Consider the following 18,991-nt stretch of genomic DNA (forward strand, 5'->3'; position numbering starts at 1 on the left):
ATTCAGACTTTAAAAAATACTTTGGTATTCGCCCAGTTCAACTTGAACCGATTTGATACGGGTATAGTGTTCAAGTGTGGTGATGCCATTTTCACGTCCGACTCCTGACTGTTTATAACCCCCTACAGGCATTTCAGCAGGGGATTCGCCCCATGTATTGATCCAGCAAATACCTGCCTCAAGCTGATGAATAATGCGATGCGCTTGGGAAATATCTTGTGTTACCACACCCGCAGCTAAACCATAACTGGTGTTGTTGGCACGTTGAATAGCTTCTTCAATACTGTCATAGCTTAAAATGCTCATGACCGGACCAAAGATTTCATCTTGCACAATGTGCATGTCGTCATGACAGTCGGTGAACACGGTCGGTAATACATATGCGCCCTGAGCAAGCGCTGCTTCAGTGGCACGTTGTCCACCAGTCAGTAAGGTCGCACCTTGTTGTTTGCCCGACTCAATATAAGACAAGACTTTTTCCATATGGGGAAAGCTGACTAAAGGTCCAAAGTTGGTTTCAGCCTGCATCGGGTCACCTATGCGGATACGTTTTACACGCTCAATCACTGCTTGTTCAAATGCAGCCTTGAGGGTTTGTGGTACAAACACACGGGTGCCATTGGTACATACTTGACCTGAGCTAAAGAAGTTTGCCATCACCGCAATATCGGCTGCGCGGTCAAGGTTGGCGTCGGCACAAATAATCAGAGGTGATTTGCCACCGAGCTCCATGGTGACTTCTTTGAGACTAGAAGCTGCAGCACTGGCCATGACCTTTTTACCCGTTGCCACACCACCTGTGAACGAAATTTTTTGGATATCTGGGTGTTCAGTCAACCATTGACCCACTTCAGCACCCAAACCTTGTACTACGTTGAAAACCCCAGCAGGTACGCCTGCTTCAGTATAGATCTCTGCTAACTTTAAGGCGGTAAGAGGGGTCACTTCGCTGGGTTTAAAAATCATGGTATTCCCAGTAGCGAGGGCTGGAGCTGATTTCCAAAGTGCAATTTGGATGGGATAATTCCAAGCGCCAATGCCTGCCACCACACCTAAAGGTTCACGGCGCGTGTAGAAAAAACTACTTTCACGTAGTGGCACTTGTTCACCTTGAATGGCAGTTGCAAGTCCTGCGTAGTACTCTAAAACATCTGCACCAGTGACAATATCGACGGTAGAGGTTTCACTGAACGCTTTACCTGTATCCAGTGTTTCTAGGCGTGCTAACTCGTCATTACGAGCGCGTAAAATATCGACGGCACGACGTAAAATACGGACACGTTCGACCGCTGTTTTGGCAGCCCATTCACGCTGCCCTTTTACAGCACTGTGCACGGCTGCATCGACATCAGCTTTAGAGGCTTGTTGAATGGTAGCAATGACTTGACCTGTGGCAGGATTGATACTGTCAAAGGTTTGACCACTGGTGGCATTGACATATTGTCCGTGAATATAAAGCGAGTGAAGCTGTACATCATTCATTTTGTTGTTCCTGCCGTATCTGTTGAATTAAGCGAAGTTGCATATCGACATAGTCGTATGCAATAGAACGTGCCAAATCACGATCAAATGCTTGATGACCACTTAAACTTCCACGTAACCATAATCCATCAATCAGTGCTGCTAGCCCTTTAGCGGCTGGGCTTGCCTGTGACTTCGGCATGAGCTGCAAGAAATGAAACTTCAAATTTGAATAAAGACGTTGGTCATTGATTCGTTGTAGGCGACCTAAGTTGGGTAGGTGCATACTGGCAGACCAAAAATCCAGCCAAACCCGCATAGCAGTGTTGTTGACCTGACTGATGTCAAAGTTGGCATCAATAATGGCTTTGAGCGAATGTTCCGGACTGGGCTGCACCACCTTTGCCTTATAGCTTGCCGTGGTCTCGGCTAAGACATTGAGCATTTGGCGCATGCAACTGTGAATGAGGCCTTGTTTATCACCAAAATAATGACTCACAATGCCCGTAGAAAGCTGTGCTTTTTTCGCAATTTGAGCAATGGTGGTGTTGGATAAGCCCACTTCATAAATGACTGCATAGGCAGCATTAATGATTTCTTCACGGCGCTCATGCTCAGGTTTTACTCTACGTTTATTCATGACAATCCAGAACAATTTGCCTTAAATTTAAAGGCGTTAGATTCAATAACTTACATGGAAAGCATCATAGCATTTTTTTATGATACTTTTTATTGATTGAACGTTCAATCAATAAAAAGTACACTTATGGTTAAATTCAAAGCAAAATACTGCTAAATTGCTTTGAGTATTCGACATAACTTTTTATTTATCAAATGGATGTGCCATAAGGGTTTAATCTCAGGACATCATTCAGAAAAGTGAGCTGATGAGCTATAGGTTACGGTTTTATACTTTTTTCGAGTTGAGAAAGCTCTTATAGTCATTTTGAGGGGAAATATGTGTAGGATTCCTATCAAAATATCAATGAACAAGGGTGGCTCACATTTTAAAAATGTGTAGAAAATGCACCTCATAATTGATTTAGACCTTCGGGTTTAAAGAAGATAGCGTTTTTATTTCTGATAAAAGTACTGTCGTTTTCGTTAGTCGATTTTTAAGCTCTCGACCACGAGAAGTTTAAAAATTGGCTTTTGTCTTTTTTTATTTACTTTCTTGAGGATTGTATGGCAACAGATAATCCAAGAGCAGTTGATGATCAAACATTAGCGCCTAAAGACCGTTTAAATGGTGTGGTCTTTTATATTTCAGCTCTCATTATTTTAATTTTTTCTATTACCACCATTTTGTTTAATGACTTTGCCAATCGAACCTTAAATACAGTCTTGGCGTGGGTGAGTTCTACTTTTAGTTGGTATTACTTACTCGCAGCGACTTTGTATATGGTCTTTGTCATTTTTATTGCCTGTTCTCGCTATGGCAACATCAAATTAGGCCCCAAACATTCCAAGCCAGAATTTAGCCTTTTAAGTTGGTCTGCAATGTTGTTCTCAGCTGGGATCGGCATCGATTTGATGTTCTTCTCGGTGGCGGAACCTTTATCTCACTATATGCATCCACCCGTGGGTGAGGGGCAGACCCTAGAGGCTGCACGTCAAGGCATGGTGTGGACGCTATTTCACTATGGTCTAACTGGATGGTGTATGTATGCCTTGATTGGCATGGCATTGGGATATTTTAGTTATCGCTATAACTTACCACTGACTATTCGCTCTGCCTTATATCCGATTTTTGGCAATAAGATTCATGGGCCGATTGGTCATAGTGTTGATACCGCAGCGGTCATCGGGACGATTTTTGGTATTGCGACAACCTGCGGGATTGGGGTAGTACAGCTGAACTATGGCTTACATGTGTTGTTCGATTTACCTGAAAACCTCTGGATGCAAACCGCATTAATTGTGGTTGCGGTGGTAATGACCATTATTTCAGTGACTTCAGGGGTGAATAAGGGACTGCGAGTTCTCTCTGAGATCAATATTTATGTTTCTGTTGGGTTGATGCTGTTTATTTTGTTTTTAGGCAATACCGAATTTTTACTGAATGCTTTTGTGCAAAATATTGGGGACTACATTAACCGTTTTCCAAGTATGACTTTGGAAAGTTTTGCCTTTCAACAACCCAAAGAATGGATGAACAGTTGGACATTGTTCTTTTGGGCATGGTGGGTGGCTTGGTCACCATTTGTAGGTTTGTTTTTAGCACGGATTTCACGTGGTCGAACCATTCGTGAGTTTGTTAGCGGAACGCTCATTATTCCTTTATTTTTCACACTCACGTGGTTATCAATATTTGGAAATAGTGCACTACATAGTGTGATTTTTGATGGTAATTTAGCCCTCGCACAGAGTGTCATTGCCAACCCAGCACATGGTTTTTATGACTTGCTGGCACAGTATCCGTGGTTTCCGTTTATTGCAGGTGTAGCCACAATTACTGGCTTACTGTTTTATGTGACCTCGGCGGACTCTGGTGCACTGGTATTGGGTAATTTCACCACTCAATTTACCAATGTCGATCATGATGCACCGCGATGGTTGAGTGTATTCTGGGCCATAGCGATTGGTTTATTGACCCTTGCAATGTTGATGGCTAACGGGATTACGGCACTACAAAATGCCACGATTATTATGGGGTTGCCGTTTAGTTTTGTGATGTTCTTGGTGATGGCAGGTTTGTATAAATCACTGCGGTTAGAAGACTACCGACAAGCCAGTAGCAGTTTAAATGCCGCACCCGTGGTGGGCAATGTCGACATCCTCAACTGGAAAAAACGTTTGTCCCGAGTCATGCACCATCCAGGAACAACTGATACTCGGCGTATGCTCGATGACATCTGCCGACCTGCGGTAATGGCCGTTGCAGAGGAAATGCAAAAACGAGGTATCGACATCAGTGTTCAAGAGAGTGCACTAGAAGAAGACCCAAATCTATATCATTTAGATTTGATGATACATTTGGAAGAAGAACAAAACTTTGTCTATCAAATTTGGCCAGTGCGTTATATCGCGCCGACCTTTAGTGAGCGTGGCAAACTGGGTAAACGGTTCTACTACCGTCTTGAAACCTATTTGTATGAAGGTTCTCAAGGCAACGACCTTGTTGGTTATACCAAAGAGCAAGTGATTAATGATGTGCTGGATCGTTATGAACGTCACATGACCTTCTTACATATCAATCGAATCAGTCCAGGGAATCGTCCCTTATTTCCAGACCCTCAAGGATAATTAGGAGGAACCATGTTGACCTCATATTTACATGCTTTTGCTTTGTTTTTCTCATTGCTGAATCCATTTTTAATGAGTATTTATATGATTGGCATGATTCGGAACTCCGAAGCTAAAGTATTTAATAAGGCCTTGGTTCAGGGCTGTCTTATTGCTTTTATAGTATTTATGCTCTTCGCATGGGGCGGAGAAGCGATTTTTAGTAAATATTTAAATGTACGCTTTGAAGCCTTTCAAATATTTGGTGGTCTGATCTTCTTGGTGATTGGTTATCGTTACGTGTTTCAGGGGGCAGATACCATTGGTGAAATGCGTGGTGCGCCTGAGCATTTGGCAGGAACCATCGCCATGCCTTTTATGATTGGTCCAGGAACCATTAGTGCTGCTGTGGTGACAGGTATGGCATTGCCAATCAGCGGCGCAGCGATGATTATTTTCCTGACTTTGGCGTTGACCTGTGGCTTGATGATTTTAATGAAATTCGCGCATGACCATTTGCGTTATAAGCATGCCAAATATATTGACCGCTATGTTGATATTGTCGGGCGACTGTCGGCTTTACTGATTGGAACTATTGCGGTAGATATGATTATTAATGGCATTATTGGTGTCATGGCTGAAATGTAGAATCCACGAATAGCGGACCATAAAAAAGCCCTCAGTCAATGAGGGCTTTTTTATTTAACTGAAGAACCAAGTGTAATAACCCCAGATCATCAGTGGCCACGATAGAAACGGGCTAAATAGCCATTTCCAAATCCAGTGGCGTGGTACAAACCCGACGCCGTGGATAAAGCCACCTGAGATACCAATCATGATATACATCAGTGCACTATGGCTATAGTGACCATTGTCATCCAACATAGCAGCAGGATGCACTAACAACACCGCTGCAAGTGGAAAGGCCAATAGGCAGGAAATTAGCATCGCAAATTTGTTCGGCTTTTTATCTACAGTTTGGTTTTCCATAGCAACGTCTGTCATGGTTTATTCCTCATCAAGGTCTTGATGATGTTCGATATACAGAGCACTGAGTACACCTGCAAAGCAAGCCATCAAAATGCCGAGAATCCATGCAAAATACCACATAATTTGATCTCCTTAGACACAGCCTTAGTAAAGGCTGTGTGAATTCTCTTTAATGTGTGTGTTGGTAATAACACCCCACATTTTGTAGTAACACCAAGTGGTATAGCACAAAATAAGTGGGACAAAGATACATGCCGCAACTGTCATTACAGTTAACGTCGTTTTACTTGAAACTGCATCCCACATGGTCAAGCTTGCAACAGGTTGAATGCTTGATGGCATTAAGAATGGGAACAGCGCAAAACCAGCAGTTAAAATTGCACCCACGACCGCTAAACTCGAACCTAAGAAGCTAAAGCCCGCTTTGTTTTTGCCTGCTGCAAGCACCACAATTAAACCACCTAAGATACCAGCGATAGGCGCAATCATGGTAATTGGGTAAGTCGAGTAGTTGTTCATCCAGCCATGGTTGGCATTGGTCAACACTTCTTTTGCCAATGGGTTAGCAACACCGTTGGTGTCAAATGGAGTGACTAAGGTATAACCTTCGATTCCACCAAAGTACAACCAAGCACCAGCACCTAAGAAACAGATGAGGTAAACAATGCCCATAAGTTTCGTTGCTTGAGCTGAGCGTCTGCGTAAGTCACCATCGGTACGAAGCATGAGCCATGCACCGCCGTGTGCACATAGCATTGATAAGCTAACGAGACCGCAGACTAAAGCAAATGGGTTGAGTAGGGCAAAGAAGCTCCCTGTATAAGTTGAACGGACGGTATCATCTAAGCTAAATGGCACGCCTAAGAACATGTTCCCAAACGCCACACCGAAGACCAGTGCAGGCACAGCACCACCCACGGCTAAACCCCAGTCCCATGACGTACGCCATTTGGTATTTTGTAGTTTAGAGCGGTAGTCAAAACCTACAGGTCTTAAGAATAGAGCAAACAGTACCAACAGTAGCGCCCAATACATGCCTGAGAATGCTGTTGCATAAACCATTGGCCATGCGGCAAACAATGCACCGCCAGCAGTAATGAACCAAACTTGGTTACCGTCCCAGTGCGGAGCAATGGTATTGATGGCTGCACGGCGTTCTTCATCTGTTTTGCCCACAAATGGCATGATCGCCATAGAGCCCATATCGAAGCCATCGGTGAGGGCAAAGCCAATCAGCAAGACGCCGACTAAAACCCACCAAATGATTTTGAGTAATTCATATTCGATCATGCTTGAGTCTCCTCATTACGAGCTGCTTCAAGTTTTTCAAAATGGTATTTACCAGTGTGAAGCGAACTTGGACCAAGACGTGAGAATTTGATCATTAAATACATTTCAATAATCAAAAGAACGGTATAGAACGCAGCTAAGGCAGCGATAGAACCCCATACATCACCTGTGCTTAAGCTTGATGCTGACAAGTGTGTAGGTAGAACTTCACCAATCGTCCACGGCTGACGCCCTACTTCTGCAACATACCAACCTGTTTGTGCAGCAATCCATGGCAGAGGCAAAGCGAAAAGCGCGAACTTCAGTAACCATGGTTTGTTTTCTGCATTGCGTTTTGCCACAGCAAAGGTTGCTAGAGCAAATAACAACAGCATAAGGAAACCAGATACAACCATGGCACGGAATGCCCAGAATAAGCTTGGCACGTGAGGAATCGTGTCTTTTGCAGCAGATTTGATTTGATCTTCAGATGCATCAACTACATTTGGTGTGTATTTCTTCAGCAGTAAGCCATAACCCAAGTCTTTTTGAGTTTCAGCAAAGGCAGCTTTTAGCTCTGGAGAAGTATCACCTGCGCGTAGTTTTTCCAGTTGTGAGTAAGCCACCATACCGTTACGAATACGATCTTCGTGTTGTACGATCAAATCTTTAATACCAGTCACTTCTTTGTCTAAAGAACGTGTTGCAATAAGACCCATCACATATGGAATTTTCACTGCATAATCTGTAGTCATGGTTTCTTTATTTGGAATACCAAACAAAGTAAAGGGTGCAGGTGCAGGGTGAGTATCCCATTCTGCTTCAATGGCCGCGAGTTTAGTTTTTTGAACATCACCCAGTTCATAACCTGACTCATCGCCCAGTAAAATCACTGAAAGTGTTGAAGCTAAACCAAAAATTGCGGCAATGGCAAATGAACGACGTGCAAACGGAATATCGCGTTTTTTCAGTAAGTAGTAGCTTGAAATAGCAAGGACGAAAATAGCGCCTGTCACATAACCCGCAGACACGGTATGTACAAATTTTACCTGCGCAACTGGGTTAAAAATGAGAGCACCAAAATCTACCAGTTCCATGCGCATGGTTTCATAGTTAAATACAGAACCGACAGGGTTTTGCATCCAACCATTTGCAACCAAAATCCATAAGGCAGACATATTAGAACCGAGTGCAACCAGCCATGTCACACATAAGTGCTGTACTTTGGATAAGCGATCCCATCCAAAGAAGAACAGACCGATGAATGTCGATTCTAAGAAGAATGCCATTAATCCTTCAATGGCTAATGGAGCACCGAAAATATCCCCCACATAGTGTGAATAATATGCCCAGTTAGTCCCGAACTGGAACTCCATGGTTAAGCCAGTAGTGACCCCTAAAGCGAAGTTAATACCGAAGAGTTTCCCCCAAAACTTGGTCATGTCTTTATAAATTTCTTTACCTGAAATCACATAGGTGGTTTCCATAATGGCAAGAATAAAGGCAAGCCCCAGTGTAAGTGGAACAAAAATAAAGTGATACATCGCGGTCATAGCGAACTGGAACCGCGAAAGATCGACCACGCTTTCAGATATCATCAACGTGTCTCCTTGATTGGGGATGGATTGCCTGCAATACGCTCAGCAACTTGATTGTCAAAATTTTTAGGAATAGTCGGGGCGTCAAACCAGATGTTCTTAATGACCATTAAAATAATCACCTTAATGATTAAAATGGCCACAATCTCTCTGGTGACTTTTTGATTGAGATTTTTGGGGACTAAGCTCATTTCACAAAGCCTATTTTTTAACTTGCTTTATATTATTAAACAAAAACATACAAAAGATAAATAGTCTTTAAACTTAAATAAAAAATATATTATTAAGTTGTTTAAATACATATACTTAAAATAATGATGTGATGAAAAATAAACTAATATTTTTGTATTTTAAAGTTGACTAAATTACTTGTGTTTATATTTAAATACCTGACTAAAATACTTGTATATATTTATTTTAAATCCGACTAAAATGCTTATATTTAACGTTCATCGTTATTTTATTGATAATTCGTCTTAAGATAATAAAAGTGATAGGGCTTTTAAATGATGGATTTTAACGGATATGAATCATGGATGATTTGATCTGTCGCATACATCACAAGGAAATTAGGCATTGAAAATCGAATTAATATTTAAAAAGTCTTTTATTGTGTCATATGAGCTTGAAGGCAGAGGCGGAGAGTAAAATTCTCATCCTGATCTTATGTTGCGCAAATATTTTTAAATTGTAGAAAGCTGGATTGTGAATGAAAGATTACTTTAAAAAGATTGAGCAAGAAGATGAGGCAAGGGTTCGATTTAAACAGCGCGTTGTAAGGCGTTTGTTGAAGGCTGACGCTATCAATATCTTGGTAGGGTATAGGCCATGGCAAAGGATAAACATGCTTATATAGACGTACAGCGTTGAAACGAGGTCAGATTGAGTGCTTGTTTAGCGCGTATTTTCACCACTAAAAAGTTGATTGGATTTTGAAATTTTCTTTGCTATGTAATGCGACTTTTTTAGACGAATGAGAATAATTTGTGACTGAAATTCAAGTTCACCAAACTCAGGTTCAACTTGCACATAGTGTAGCTGACCATATTCATCGCGAACGCGAGCTTGAGCCGAAAAACCAGGACGTGCATTCCCGCTAGAGATTGTCGCCAGACGCCCCAGTAAGTTGGTTTGCTTTTTATCTGGTCTTGGTTTAATAACTTGATCCAAACAGTGGATCATAAAAACGGTAAAGAAAATTGCAATAATCAGCGCGGGCAATATTAGATAGTAAGCCGAAGTAAACGTTTGTTCTTTGGCATAGATGCAGAACTGAAGGAAATAACCTGCAACACTAAAATTAAGTAAGAGAAAAACCACAATCAGCACTTTAGAAAACTTAACGTCTAGCAGTGGAGATTCAGTCAGTTTTTGCGGGGAGAGCCTTTTGAGGAAATGACTTGGGCGTGATTTAAAAAAGTAGCCTAAGGTTTCCACCATGCTGAGTATGACTAAAGTCAATAAGCTGAAATGAAAGAGCATCAAATCAGGGTGATGTAGCAACTCATACATGGTGAACGTCCAATTTCATTATTCTTCTGTGAGATAAATCCCGCCGTCAGAATGCACGGTAATCGCTACTTTTTCAAGTGCTTCACCTTGGCATGGGCCAGAAATGCATTCACCTGTTTCCACCATAAACAGCGCACCATGGGTCGAACACTCAATAAATTCTTGGTCGCGGTCTAAAAATTGGTTTTCCAAAAATTCAAGTTCAACTTGCAAATGCGGGCAAATGTTTTGGTAAGCAAAGAAGGCACCGTCACGTTGGGTGATAAAAATCGTATCCCCTTTAGGTGTTTCAAAAGAACGCGCTTCGCGTTCTGGGATGTCTTCTGTCATGCAAATTTTTTGCATCATGCACATTCCTTTTGCAGTTGTTGGAGCAATTCGGCGTAATCTGCCACAGCTAAACGAGGGCCAAACTGAGACACCACTTCACTTGAAATCAAAATTGCAAGTTGCGCAGCTGTATGTAAGCCTAAGCCTGCATTCACAGCATAGAGGAAGGCACCAGCAAAGGCATCGCCTGCGCCATTGGCATCGATAGCGTGTACTTTACGACCTTCAACACTAAATGTTTCCTGTGCATTTGAAATAAGTGCACCTTCCGCCGAAAGTGTAATCACCACATGCTGGCTCAGTGTTTTAAGTTTTGCTAAAGCCGCCTCAACTGTTTCAGTTTCAGTGTACATCATGGCTTCTTGTTGGTTACAGAACAATAAGTCCACACCATCTGCAATCATTTCATCTAGACCATAACGCGCATATTGCACCATCGCAGGGTCAGACAGGGTTAATGCAATTTTAACACCATGAGCTTTGGCAATTTCACGGGCCTGCTTAACAGCCAAACGTGCGCTATCGCTGGTTGAAAGATAACCTTCGATATAGAGCCATTTCGCGGTTTTTAAGGGTTCAAAGTCAATCTGTTGTTCAGTTAACTCGGCCGTGATCCCCAAATAGGTATGCATAGTGCGTTCAGAGTCTTCACTGACTAAAACCATACACGTGCCTGTTACGCCTTCACTGATTGATTTTTCAGTGTTTTTAATGCCTGCTTCGTGCAAACCGTTAAGGTAAGTTTGTCCTAGCTCATCATTACCCACGCGGCATGCATAAAATGCTGAACCACCCAAGGCACTAAAGGCAACGGTGGTGTTGGCTGCTGAACCACCTGAAGCTTGACCTTTATAGCTTTGTGTTTCTTTTAATTTTTTGTAAAGATCTGCTTGTGTTTCACCATCAGTTAACTGCATAGTGCCTTTTTGCAAATGTTGTTGAATAAGGAAGTCGTCAGAGACTTTAAATTCCTGGTCGATTAGTGCATTACCAATTGCAAAAAGATCAACAGTTGCCATGTCTTTTTTCGTCACGTATTGAAAATAAAGCGACATTTTACACCAATGCTCAAGATTGCTGTAGTTTGTTGAGGAAAATTCATTTTATTTACGTGGCAAATGTAGTGAAATGGCTTTGCTCATATTCAAGGAAGTTTAGATGGAAATTTTAATTCAAGCGGCAAAACAATTACCTCCTCAAATACAAGCTTTGGCACAACTCGCAGCAAAAGAAGGATATGAACCGTTGACCCGCTTGATCGAAGAATATCAAAGTGGAAAAAATCGTTTTGATCAAAAGGGTGAAGTATTGCTATTGGCTTATGATCAAGACCAATTGATTGCCTGTGGCGGTTTAAATCAGCAATGGGGTGAAAATGAAATCGAAGCGCGAATTGGTCGCGTACGTCGTTTTTATGTACATCCTAAATACCGTAAGAGCGGTGTGGGTCGTCAGTTGTTGGCGCATCTAGAAAAATGTGCGCGTCCAAACTTTTCTGCACTGTGTTTAAATACCGCAGACTTATCCGCAGCCAGTTTTTATCAAAAGCAAAACTATGTTTTTGTGGAAAATCACCCGAACTATAATTATTTTAAATATCTCATCTAGTTTTACTTTCTGAGAACACCTCCCTCAAAAAGACTGAAATTTGGAAAGCAGCGAGATGCTTTTCAAATTTCCAGCAAATTACTCGGGTTTTCAGCGTGAAATCTTTTGACAACTAAAGCTATAATGCAGGCAGTGTATTAATTATTGTTAGGAGATCACATGACTGTAGATGTCACTGAAACCATTTCTCAAACTGTACATCCTGCGTTTCAGTTGGTACGTCAACACCATGTTGAAGCTTTAGACATTTTAGTGTCTGAATATAAACATAAAGTCACTGGGGCAGTGCATTATCACTTGGCCACCAATCATGATGAAAATGTATTCTTGGTTGCATTTCGCACCCAACCTATGGATTCAAAAGGCGAAGCGCATATTTTAGAGCACACAGCACTGTGCGGTTCGGAAAAATTCCCTGTTCGTGATCCGTTTTTTTTAATGATTCGACGTTCATTGAATACTTTTATGAACGCCTTTACTGCGGCGGACTGGACAGCGTATCCATTTGCGACTCAGAATAAAAAAGATTTCCAAAACTTACTTGAAGTATATTTAGATGCGGCTTTTGCAGCCAATTTGAATCCGTTGGATTTTGCCCAAGAAGGGATCCGCATTGAGCTTGAAAACGGAGAGCCTGTTTATAAAGGTGTGGTTTTCAATGAAATGAAAGGGGCAATGAGTTCGCCTTCAGACCAGTTGTATCATCAGTTAGCGCATCACTTATTTCCTGAAACCACTTATCACTACAACTCAGGTGGCGACCCTAAAGATATTCCAGACTTGACTTACCCTGAGTTGGTGGACTTCTACAAGTCACATTATCACCCAAGTAACGCAGTTTTCATGACCTTTGGTAATGAACCTGCTTACAATCTACAAGAGCAGTTTGAAACTTTAGCCTTGGCCAAGTTTTCAAAAGGTGAAACGCTATTCTCTAAAGAAGAGCACCGTTTGACTGCACCGCTAGAAGTGACTGAAACCTATGCGGTAGATGCAGAAGATTTAAAAGACAAAACTTATCACATCATTTCGTGGTTATTGCCTAAAGCCAGCGAGATCAAACTACGCTTAGGTATGCGCCTTGTAGAAGGTGTACTGTTAGAAGACTCGGCTTCTCCATTACGTCATTATTTAGAAACGTGTGGTTATGCACAGTCTACTGGCCCGATTATGGGGGTAGATGATTCAAACTACGAAATGACCTTCTACTGTGGCGTACAAGGTTCTAATCCAGAACATACAGCTGAGTTTAAAGCAGGTGTGTTTAAGGTTTTAGAAGACGTCGCTTCAAAACCTGTCGATCAAAACATGGTGGATGCAATTTTACATCAAATTGAATTACATCAACGCGAAATCAATGGTGATGGCATGCCTTACGGTCTAAGCCTGATTTTAAATGGTTTGGGCAGTGCGATTCACCACAGCGACCCAGTCACTGTATGGGATGTGGACTCAGCCATTGCTGCGGTAAAAGAAGAACTGAAAGATCCAATGTGGTTGTCAAACTTAATCAAAACCTATTTGATTGATAACCCGCACCGTGTACAAATGACTTTGGTGCCTGATGCCAATAAATCTGCAGTGGAAGCGGCGGCAGAAAAAGCACGTTTAGCCGAAATTGGTGCGCAGCTAACAGACGCTGAAAAAGCAGAAATTGAAGCACAAACTGAAGCACTTAAAGTCCGTCAAGATACCCCAGATGACCTTAATCTTTTGCCAAAAGTGGGCTTGGAAGATGTGCCTGCTGAACTGCAAATTGTACAAGGGCAGTTGCGCGAGATTATCTCAAATCGTATCGATTATCCGTTGAATCTTTATCATGCGGGTACGAATGGTATTTACTACAACCAAGTGCTGATCCAGATTCCGCAAGATGTAGTGCAATCGCCATACTTTAACTTGCTGTCCATTTTGATGGGTGAAGTTGGTGCAGGTCAATATGACTATCTAGAACTACAACAACTACAAACTGCGGTGAGTGGTGGTTTAGGTATGGGCGCCTCTTTACGATCTCAAGTAAATGATAAAAATCAAATCAGTGCATGGTTAACGCTGACCACAAAATCGTTGGTGAGTAATTTTGACAGTATTGCATTGTTGAAACTGGCTTTTGAACAACTGCGTTTTGACGAAAAAGATCGCATTGTTGAGTTATTGCAACAACGTAAAACACGTTGGGCATCCCGTCTTTCAGGTTCAGGCCACAGTTATGCCATGCAAATTGCAGGACGTAACCACAGTGCTTTGGCAAAACGTGATTATCACAACACGGGCTTGGGTGCATTAAACTGGTTAGGCGATCTAGTCAGCCGTATTGAAAAAGATGCAGCAGCTTATGATGATTTGATCAATGAATTAAAAGCGATTCACTTAAAACTTTTACAAGCACCAAAACAGTTCTTACTGGTGTGTGAAGAACATCAGTCAGACCGTTTGGTTGAAGAAGTTCAAAACGTGTGGGACAAGTTAGCTATTCCTGAGCAAACTGTGACTTTAAAAGCTACTGAGCAGGTTGATACCGATGCAGATGAGGCATGGTTAATTCAAGCCAATGTTCAATTCTGTTCATCGGCTTATCAAGCCGTTGAGGTGTCACATCCAGATGCTGCCCCGCTGATGGTGCTGGCAGCGTACTTGCGTAATGGTTTCTTACACAGTGCAATTCGTGAAAAAGGTGGGGCTTATGGTGGTGGCGCAAGCTATGACGGCAATGCATGTTCATTCCGTTTCTATAGCTACCGTGACCCGCGTTTGGCTGAAACCTTCAATGACTTTGAAGCCTGTGTGCAATGGTTGCTCAATACTGAGCAAAAGCCACATCAGCTTGAAGAAGCAATTTTAGGTTTGATTGCTGGTATGGACAAACCAGGTTCACCAGCGGGTGAAGCGATTACGGCATGTTATGCACTTTTGCATGCACGTACACCAGCCTTCCGTAAGCAGTTACGTAGCCGTCTTTTGGCTGTGAGTTTAGAGGACTTGCAACGTGTGGCGGTACAATACTTGCTTGAACAAAAACCAACGAAAGCCGTGGTTGCACCTATGGCGAAGCGTGATACTTTAATTGAGTTAGGTTTTAGTATTCAACAAGTTCAGTAAAACAATAAGAGGGTCGTATGGCGTTCAAATCATTTGAGCGTTCAACTTTAGTACTGAGCATGACTGTGCTCAGTACTTTGGGTGTCGCTAAAACACATGCACAAATTTCCGAAGTACCTGCAGCTCCTGCAACAGCCGAGGCATGTGTTGCATTGGCATCGAATGCAGACCGTTTGGCTTGTTATGATGCATTATTTAAAATTCCTGAAGCAGTAAAGCCGCGCATTGTTTCTGAGCAACGTGCAGCTATGGAAATTGCGCCAGAACCCGAAAATATCACGGGGAAGATTACACAAAGTGTGAGCTCTGTTTTCGCTTCTGAAGGTCCTAAAATATCGCCAAATTTATCTTTAATGGATAGTCGTTGGGAGCTTTCACCCGAAAGTAAACTGGGGACTTGGAATATTCGTGCCTACCAACCTGTGTACTTAATGCCTGGTTTTTGGACAACGGATAAAAATGAATATCCACAAAGTCCAAATCCGACCAATACGGTGGATGAAGATCAGAACCTAAAGTCAATGGAAGCGAAATTCCAACTGTCTTTAAAAACCAAAGCTGTTGAAAACCTATTTGGGGACAATGGTGATGTTTGGTTGGGTTATACCCAGTCTTCTCGTTGGCAGCTTTATAATAGTGATGAATCACGTCCGTTCCGTGAAACGAACTATGAGCCTGAAGCCAGTTTGGTTTTCCGCACCAATTATGAATTGTTGGGTTTAAATGGTCGCTTACTGGGATTAACTTTCAACCATCAGTCTAATGGTCGTTCCGATCCGCTATCACGTAGTTGGAACCGTGTCATGTTGAATGTGGGTTTTGAAAGAGACAACTTTGCGCTCATGCTGCGCCCTTGGTACCGTCTAGACGAAGATGCAGGTGATGATAATAACCCTGATATTAAGGATTATGTCGGACGGGGTGACTTAACAGCATTCTACCGTTGGAATGAACATGATTTTTCACTCATGCTTCGCCATAGTTTAAAAGGTGGCGATGATTCACGTGGTGCTGCACAGTTTGACTGGGCTTTCCCTATTTCAGGGAAGTTGCGTGGCCATTTGCAGTTATTTGATGGTTATGGCGAAAGCTTAATTGATTATAACCACCGAGCGACCTACGTAGGCTTGGGCGTGTCCTTAATGAATTGGTACTAATTTAGAGACATAAAAAAACCACGTTTGATACGTGGTTTTTTTATGTCTAAGTTTTAGTGTTTTAACCAATTTGAATATCGGCAGTTGGGTGCTTTAGACGGCTCTTTTTCGGCGTCGCTATCAGGTAGGCCAGCGTTAAAGGGCCTAAACGACCTGCAAACATCAAGAGCATCAGGATAAATAAACTTGCAGGTTGAAGTTCACCGGTGATGCCACGTGACAAACCGACAGTACAAGCAGCGGAAATGGCTTCAAATAACAAATCCATAAACTGATGATTAGGTTCGATTAAAGATAAACTAAAGATGCCTAAGAAAATAAGTGCCGCGGTAATAGAGACAACAGCCATCGCCTTAAAAGAGGTTTTTTGAGAAACGGAGTGATTGAACACGCGAATTTCATCTTCACGTCTAAGGAAGCTAATCACGCTGAGTAAAACAATAATAAATGTACCTACTTTAATCCCGCCTGCGGTACTCATCGAGCCCCCACCAATGAACATCAGTAACATGGTCACGAGGGTCGAGGCATCTTTCATTTGTGCCAAATCGAGGCTGTTAAAACCCGATGAACGAGGCACGGTGGCATGGAACCATGCATTTAAAGCTTGGTCACCTAAGCTCATTGGCGCTAAAGTGAGGGGATTGTTCGATTCAATCGCCCATAAAAGAACAAAAGCAATCAGGTTCAAACCGGCAATGGTGGATAAAATCAGTTTGCTATTGGTACTTAAGCCTTTCCAACGTTTGCTGCGTTTAATGTCCATTAACACCACAAAACCTGTCCCACCAATGATGTATAGCATACTGATGGTAAAGGTAATGAGATACTGACCCGAGAAGCTCATTAGACTGTTGGGAAACAGTGAAAAGCCGCCATTGTTAAATGCGGATACACTATAAAAAGCCGCATAGAACAAAGCTTGATTGAAGTTGTAATCCTCTAACCATGCAATGGTCAAAATAACCGTGCCGATCGCTTCAAAAAATAAGGAATACAGCAGTACCCCTTTAATGGTGAAGGATACTTTGGATAAGCTGGTTTGACCAATGGTCTCTTGCGCCATGATTTGTTGCTTTAAACCCAGTTTAGTTGACAGACTCAGTGCGGCTAAAATTGCAAAAGTCATAAAGCCTAAGCCACCAATTTGAATCAGCAGCATAATGATGACTTTACCAGTTACGGTAAAAGTTTCACCGACATTCACCACAGACAGTCCAGTAATGGTGACTGCTGAGCTGGCGGTGAACAAAGAGTTAATCCAACTCAGTTCACCGTGGTGCGAAATGGGTAACTTTAATAATAGAGTCCCAATAATAATAAAGCTCAAAAAACCCAAAGCCAGCAGGCTGGGCGGGCTTAAATTAATGGTGCTGTTTTTTGGGGTTTGCCATTCTTTGACTTTTTTCATGATTTGAACCGTGCTGAAAGACGACGTAATGTTTCAACTAAACCTTCAACAACTAGAATATCACCCACTTGTAAAATTAAATTGGGATCAATGCTGTACAAAACGTCTTTGCCACGTTTATGGAGTAATGTTTTCACATCAGGTGCTTGATCCATCAATTGGTGGAAGCGAGTCCCTTGTAGTTTTTCATCAATTTCAATTTTGACAATATAGTGATTATCTTCAAGCGCCATATAGCGACTGACCATGGGGTAGCATAAAGACTGCGCAATCCGCACGCCCATGTCTTCTTCAGGGTGAATAATTTTACTAATCCCTAAATGGCTTAAAATCATATGGTGCGACTTTGATTTGGCTTTGACCCAAATTTTTTCAACCCCAATATTTTTGAGGTGCAGTACACACAAAATACTGGCTTCAATATTTTCACCAATTGCGACCACCACGGCATCGCAGTTTTTAATATTTAATTCATCGAGGACATGTTCATCTGTTGCGTCGGCGATGACAGCATGGGTCACCTGCTCAGAAATATTTTCAACATATTTTTTTTCACTATCGATACCAATGACATCATGTCCCAGTTCAATGAGTTGAGTTGCAACTGTGGCTCCAAAGCTTCCTAAACCAATCACTGCAAATTGTGCCATGTCATCTTTCCTTTAAATTTTTTTATACGTCGATTGTTAACGAATGTTGTGCCAAATTTCACAAGATGTCATCTTTATACAGACACGCTATTTTCGATCAACCGCGCTTTGCCTTATACCAATATATCACTCATCCAAAGGAGTATATAAATGCGGAAGACACTGTATGAATCCCTGAGGGTCGCGTTTCCAGAATTGAATGATACCGCAATTCCAGAAGAACAAGATGAGTTCGAGCACTTTGTACGTTGGTTGAATACCTATTATTCAAACATTCAAAAAATAGAACTCGATGATTTTAGACAAAATGGTATTGATGAATGCCATCGCCTCCAACAGCTAGGTATTGACTTAGACGAGCTGAAAAACCAAATCAATGATGACATGGCGTCTTTTTATCAAATGTATGACAGTGAGGCAGAAGAAACCTCAGACATGCATGGTTATGATTTTGAATTTAGTTTTGATGTTATTTTTAATCACATTAAAATTTTTATTGAGCCTTATGAACTCAGTTTACTGGTTATCGAGCGGGAAAACCCTTATTGGCTATTGGTACCGCATAATGATGAACTGATCGACAGGATTATTGTCACGTATAACCACACGTTTGGTGATGAAGAGCCGATGCAGCTCATAGAATAAAACCGCCTCGAAGGGCGGTTTTATGTATGTATTAAA

Annotated in this window: 18 protein-coding genes; 6 read left to right on the forward strand and 12 right to left on the reverse strand. The window is 41.9% G+C overall.

From position 1 onward, the window contains the following. Positions 1 to 9: 9 nt before the first annotated feature. Both betB and betI read right to left on the reverse strand, forming a co-directional pair. A complete protein-coding gene (betB, locus tag ACSC9N_RS06625; protein WP_094148202.1) occupies positions 10 to 1,482 on the reverse strand; it encodes a betaine-aldehyde dehydrogenase in 1,473 nt (490 codons plus the stop codon). Continuing rightward, the gene (gene betI / locus ACSC9N_RS06630) at positions 1,475 to 2,101 is read right to left on the reverse strand and encodes a transcriptional regulator BetI (RefSeq protein ID WP_094148203.1); all 627 of its coding nucleotides are present in this window, start codon (positions 2,099 to 2,101) and stop codon (positions 1,475 to 1,477) included. The genes betB and betI overlap by 8 nt, the downstream gene beginning before the upstream one ends. Positions 2,102 to 2,646: 545 nt before the next feature. On the opposite strand from betI, the gene ACSC9N_RS06635 reads away from it, so the two are divergent. Then, the gene (locus ACSC9N_RS06635; protein ID WP_005401063.1) at positions 2,647 to 4,707 is read left to right on the forward strand and encodes a choline transporter; all 2,061 of its coding nucleotides are present in this window, start codon (positions 2,647 to 2,649) and stop codon (positions 4,705 to 4,707) included. A 12-nt stretch (positions 4,708 to 4,719) separates the two neighbouring features. Then, positions 4,720 to 5,334, forward strand: coding sequence for a MarC family protein (locus ACSC9N_RS06640; protein ID WP_130235101.1), 615 nt, complete (start codon positions 4,720 to 4,722; stop codon positions 5,332 to 5,334). A gap of 54 nt (positions 5,335 to 5,388) precedes the next feature. On the opposite strand, the gene ACSC9N_RS06645 is transcribed toward ACSC9N_RS06640, so the two are convergent. From ACSC9N_RS06645 to ACSC9N_RS06680, 8 genes are all read right to left on the reverse strand, one after another. Continuing rightward, positions 5,389 to 5,691: a cyd operon YbgE family protein gene (locus ACSC9N_RS06645; RefSeq protein ID WP_004696655.1), complete on the reverse strand. Its 303-nt coding sequence runs from the start codon at positions 5,689 to 5,691 to the stop codon at positions 5,389 to 5,391. A 3-nt stretch (positions 5,692 to 5,694) separates the two neighbouring features. Beyond that, positions 5,695 to 5,796 (reverse strand): cytochrome bd-I oxidase subunit CydX, encoded by a 102-nt coding sequence (gene cydX, locus ACSC9N_RS06650; RefSeq protein ID WP_002120988.1) that lies wholly within the window; start codon positions 5,794 to 5,796, stop codon positions 5,695 to 5,697. Positions 5,797 to 5,820: 24 nt separating this feature from the next. Then, a complete protein-coding gene (gene cydB, locus ACSC9N_RS06655; RefSeq protein WP_004981849.1) occupies positions 5,821 to 6,966 on the reverse strand; it encodes a cytochrome d ubiquinol oxidase subunit II in 1,146 nt (381 codons plus the stop codon). Beyond that, a complete protein-coding gene (locus ACSC9N_RS06660) occupies positions 6,963 to 8,543 on the reverse strand; it encodes a cytochrome ubiquinol oxidase subunit I (RefSeq protein WP_004696658.1) in 1,581 nt (526 codons plus the stop codon). The genes cydB and ACSC9N_RS06660 overlap by 4 nt, the downstream gene beginning before the upstream one ends. Beyond that, positions 8,543 to 8,734 (reverse strand): cytochrome oxidase putative small subunit CydP, encoded by a 192-nt coding sequence (gene cydP, locus ACSC9N_RS06665; protein WP_004696660.1) that lies wholly within the window; start codon positions 8,732 to 8,734, stop codon positions 8,543 to 8,545. The genes ACSC9N_RS06660 and cydP overlap by 1 nt, the downstream gene beginning before the upstream one ends. Before the next feature lie 703 nt (positions 8,735 to 9,437). Further along, the gene (locus tag ACSC9N_RS06670; protein ID WP_058951796.1) at positions 9,438 to 10,055 is read right to left on the reverse strand and encodes an OB-fold-containig protein; all 618 of its coding nucleotides are present in this window, start codon (positions 10,053 to 10,055) and stop codon (positions 9,438 to 9,440) included. Between the two features lie 18 nt (positions 10,056 to 10,073). After that, positions 10,074 to 10,385: a Rieske (2Fe-2S) protein gene (locus ACSC9N_RS06675; protein ID WP_010326961.1), complete on the reverse strand. Its 312-nt coding sequence runs from the start codon at positions 10,383 to 10,385 to the stop codon at positions 10,074 to 10,076. A 14-nt stretch (positions 10,386 to 10,399) separates the two neighbouring features. Then, complete coding sequence (locus tag ACSC9N_RS06680) at positions 10,400 to 11,404, reverse strand: adenosine kinase (RefSeq protein ID WP_130235102.1); 1,005 nt, start codon at positions 11,402 to 11,404, stop codon at positions 10,400 to 10,402. A gap of 139 nt (positions 11,405 to 11,543) precedes the next feature. Between ACSC9N_RS06680 and ACSC9N_RS06685 the strand changes: the two genes are divergently transcribed. From ACSC9N_RS06685 to ACSC9N_RS06695, 3 genes are all read left to right on the forward strand, one after another. Beyond that, positions 11,544 to 11,993 carry a GNAT family N-acetyltransferase gene (locus ACSC9N_RS06685; RefSeq protein ID WP_062033171.1) on the forward strand — a complete coding sequence of 150 codons (450 nt, stop codon included), beginning with the start codon at positions 11,544 to 11,546 and terminating at the stop codon, positions 11,991 to 11,993. 159 nt (positions 11,994 to 12,152) lie between these two features. Further along, positions 12,153 to 15,092: an insulinase family protein gene (locus tag ACSC9N_RS06690; RefSeq protein ID WP_130235100.1), complete on the forward strand. Its 2,940-nt coding sequence runs from the start codon at positions 12,153 to 12,155 to the stop codon at positions 15,090 to 15,092. 17 nt (positions 15,093 to 15,109) lie between these two features. Continuing rightward, a complete protein-coding gene (locus tag ACSC9N_RS06695) occupies positions 15,110 to 16,249 on the forward strand; it encodes a phospholipase A (RefSeq protein ID WP_130235099.1) in 1,140 nt (379 codons plus the stop codon). A gap of 61 nt (positions 16,250 to 16,310) precedes the next feature. On the opposite strand, the gene ACSC9N_RS06700 is transcribed toward ACSC9N_RS06695, so the two are convergent. Next, positions 16,311 to 17,660 (reverse strand): TrkH family potassium uptake protein, encoded by a 1,350-nt coding sequence (locus tag ACSC9N_RS06700; protein ID WP_130235098.1) that lies wholly within the window; start codon positions 17,658 to 17,660, stop codon positions 16,311 to 16,313. Beyond that, positions 17,657 to 18,310, reverse strand: coding sequence for a potassium channel family protein (locus tag ACSC9N_RS06705; RefSeq protein WP_058951801.1), 654 nt, complete (start codon positions 18,308 to 18,310; stop codon positions 17,657 to 17,659). Before ACSC9N_RS06705 ends, ACSC9N_RS06700 begins: the two co-directional genes overlap by 4 nt. Before the next feature lie 150 nt (positions 18,311 to 18,460). On the opposite strand from ACSC9N_RS06705, the gene ACSC9N_RS06710 reads away from it, so the two are divergent. Further along, positions 18,461 to 18,955, forward strand: coding sequence for a hypothetical protein (locus ACSC9N_RS06710; protein ID WP_058951802.1), 495 nt, complete (start codon positions 18,461 to 18,463; stop codon positions 18,953 to 18,955). Positions 18,956 to 18,991 lie beyond the last annotated feature (36 nt).

Origin of the sequence: Acinetobacter sp. PC34, from assembly GCF_051789135.1 — a bacterium.
Taxonomy (GTDB): Bacteria; Pseudomonadota; Gammaproteobacteria; order Pseudomonadales; family Moraxellaceae; genus Acinetobacter; species Acinetobacter johnsonii.

Bases quoted from the DNA above. Each gene is read 5' to 3' on its own strand.
- ACSC9N_RS06660 (WP_004696658.1), bottom strand. From the start codon at position 8,543: ATGATATCTGAAAGCGTGGTCGATCTTTCGCGGTTCCAGTTCGCTATG.
- betI (WP_094148203.1), bottom strand. From the start codon at position 2,101: ATGAATAAACGTAGAGTAAAACCTGAGCATGAGCGCCGTGAAGAAATC.
- ACSC9N_RS06675 (WP_010326961.1), bottom strand. From the start codon at position 10,385: ATGACAGAAGACATCCCAGAACGCGAAGCGCGTTCTTTTGAAACACCT.
- ACSC9N_RS06680 (WP_130235102.1), bottom strand. From the start codon at position 11,404: ATGGCAACTGTTGATCTTTTTGCAATTGGTAATGCACTAATCGACCAG.
- cydX (WP_002120988.1), bottom strand. From the start codon at position 5,796: ATGTGGTATTTTGCATGGATTCTCGGCATTTTGATGGCTTGCTTTGCA.
- ACSC9N_RS06700 (WP_130235098.1), bottom strand. From the start codon at position 17,660: ATGAAAAAAGTCAAAGAATGGCAAACCCCAAAAAACAGCACCATTAAT.
- ACSC9N_RS06705 (WP_058951801.1), bottom strand. From the start codon at position 18,310: ATGGCACAATTTGCAGTGATTGGTTTAGGAAGCTTTGGAGCCACAGTT.
- ACSC9N_RS06685 (WP_062033171.1), top strand. From the start codon at position 11,544: ATGGAAATTTTAATTCAAGCGGCAAAACAATTACCTCCTCAAATACAA.
- cydP (WP_004696660.1), bottom strand. From the start codon at position 8,734: ATGAGCTTAGTCCCCAAAAATCTCAATCAAAAAGTCACCAGAGAGATT.
- ACSC9N_RS06640 (WP_130235101.1), top strand. From the start codon at position 4,720: ATGTTGACCTCATATTTACATGCTTTTGCTTTGTTTTTCTCATTGCTG.
- ACSC9N_RS06710 (WP_058951802.1), top strand. From the start codon at position 18,461: ATGCGGAAGACACTGTATGAATCCCTGAGGGTCGCGTTTCCAGAATTG.
- ACSC9N_RS06635 (WP_005401063.1), top strand. From the start codon at position 2,647: ATGGCAACAGATAATCCAAGAGCAGTTGATGATCAAACATTAGCGCCT.
- cydB (WP_004981849.1), bottom strand. From the start codon at position 6,966: ATGATCGAATATGAATTACTCAAAATCATTTGGTGGGTTTTAGTCGGC.
- ACSC9N_RS06695 (WP_130235099.1), top strand. From the start codon at position 15,110: ATGGCGTTCAAATCATTTGAGCGTTCAACTTTAGTACTGAGCATGACT.
- ACSC9N_RS06670 (WP_058951796.1), bottom strand. From the start codon at position 10,055: ATGTATGAGTTGCTACATCACCCTGATTTGATGCTCTTTCATTTCAGC.
- ACSC9N_RS06645 (WP_004696655.1), bottom strand. From the start codon at position 5,691: ATGACAGACGTTGCTATGGAAAACCAAACTGTAGATAAAAAGCCGAAC.
- ACSC9N_RS06690 (WP_130235100.1), top strand. From the start codon at position 12,153: ATGACTGTAGATGTCACTGAAACCATTTCTCAAACTGTACATCCTGCG.
- betB (WP_094148202.1), bottom strand. From the start codon at position 1,482: ATGAATGATGTACAGCTTCACTCGCTTTATATTCACGGACAATATGTC.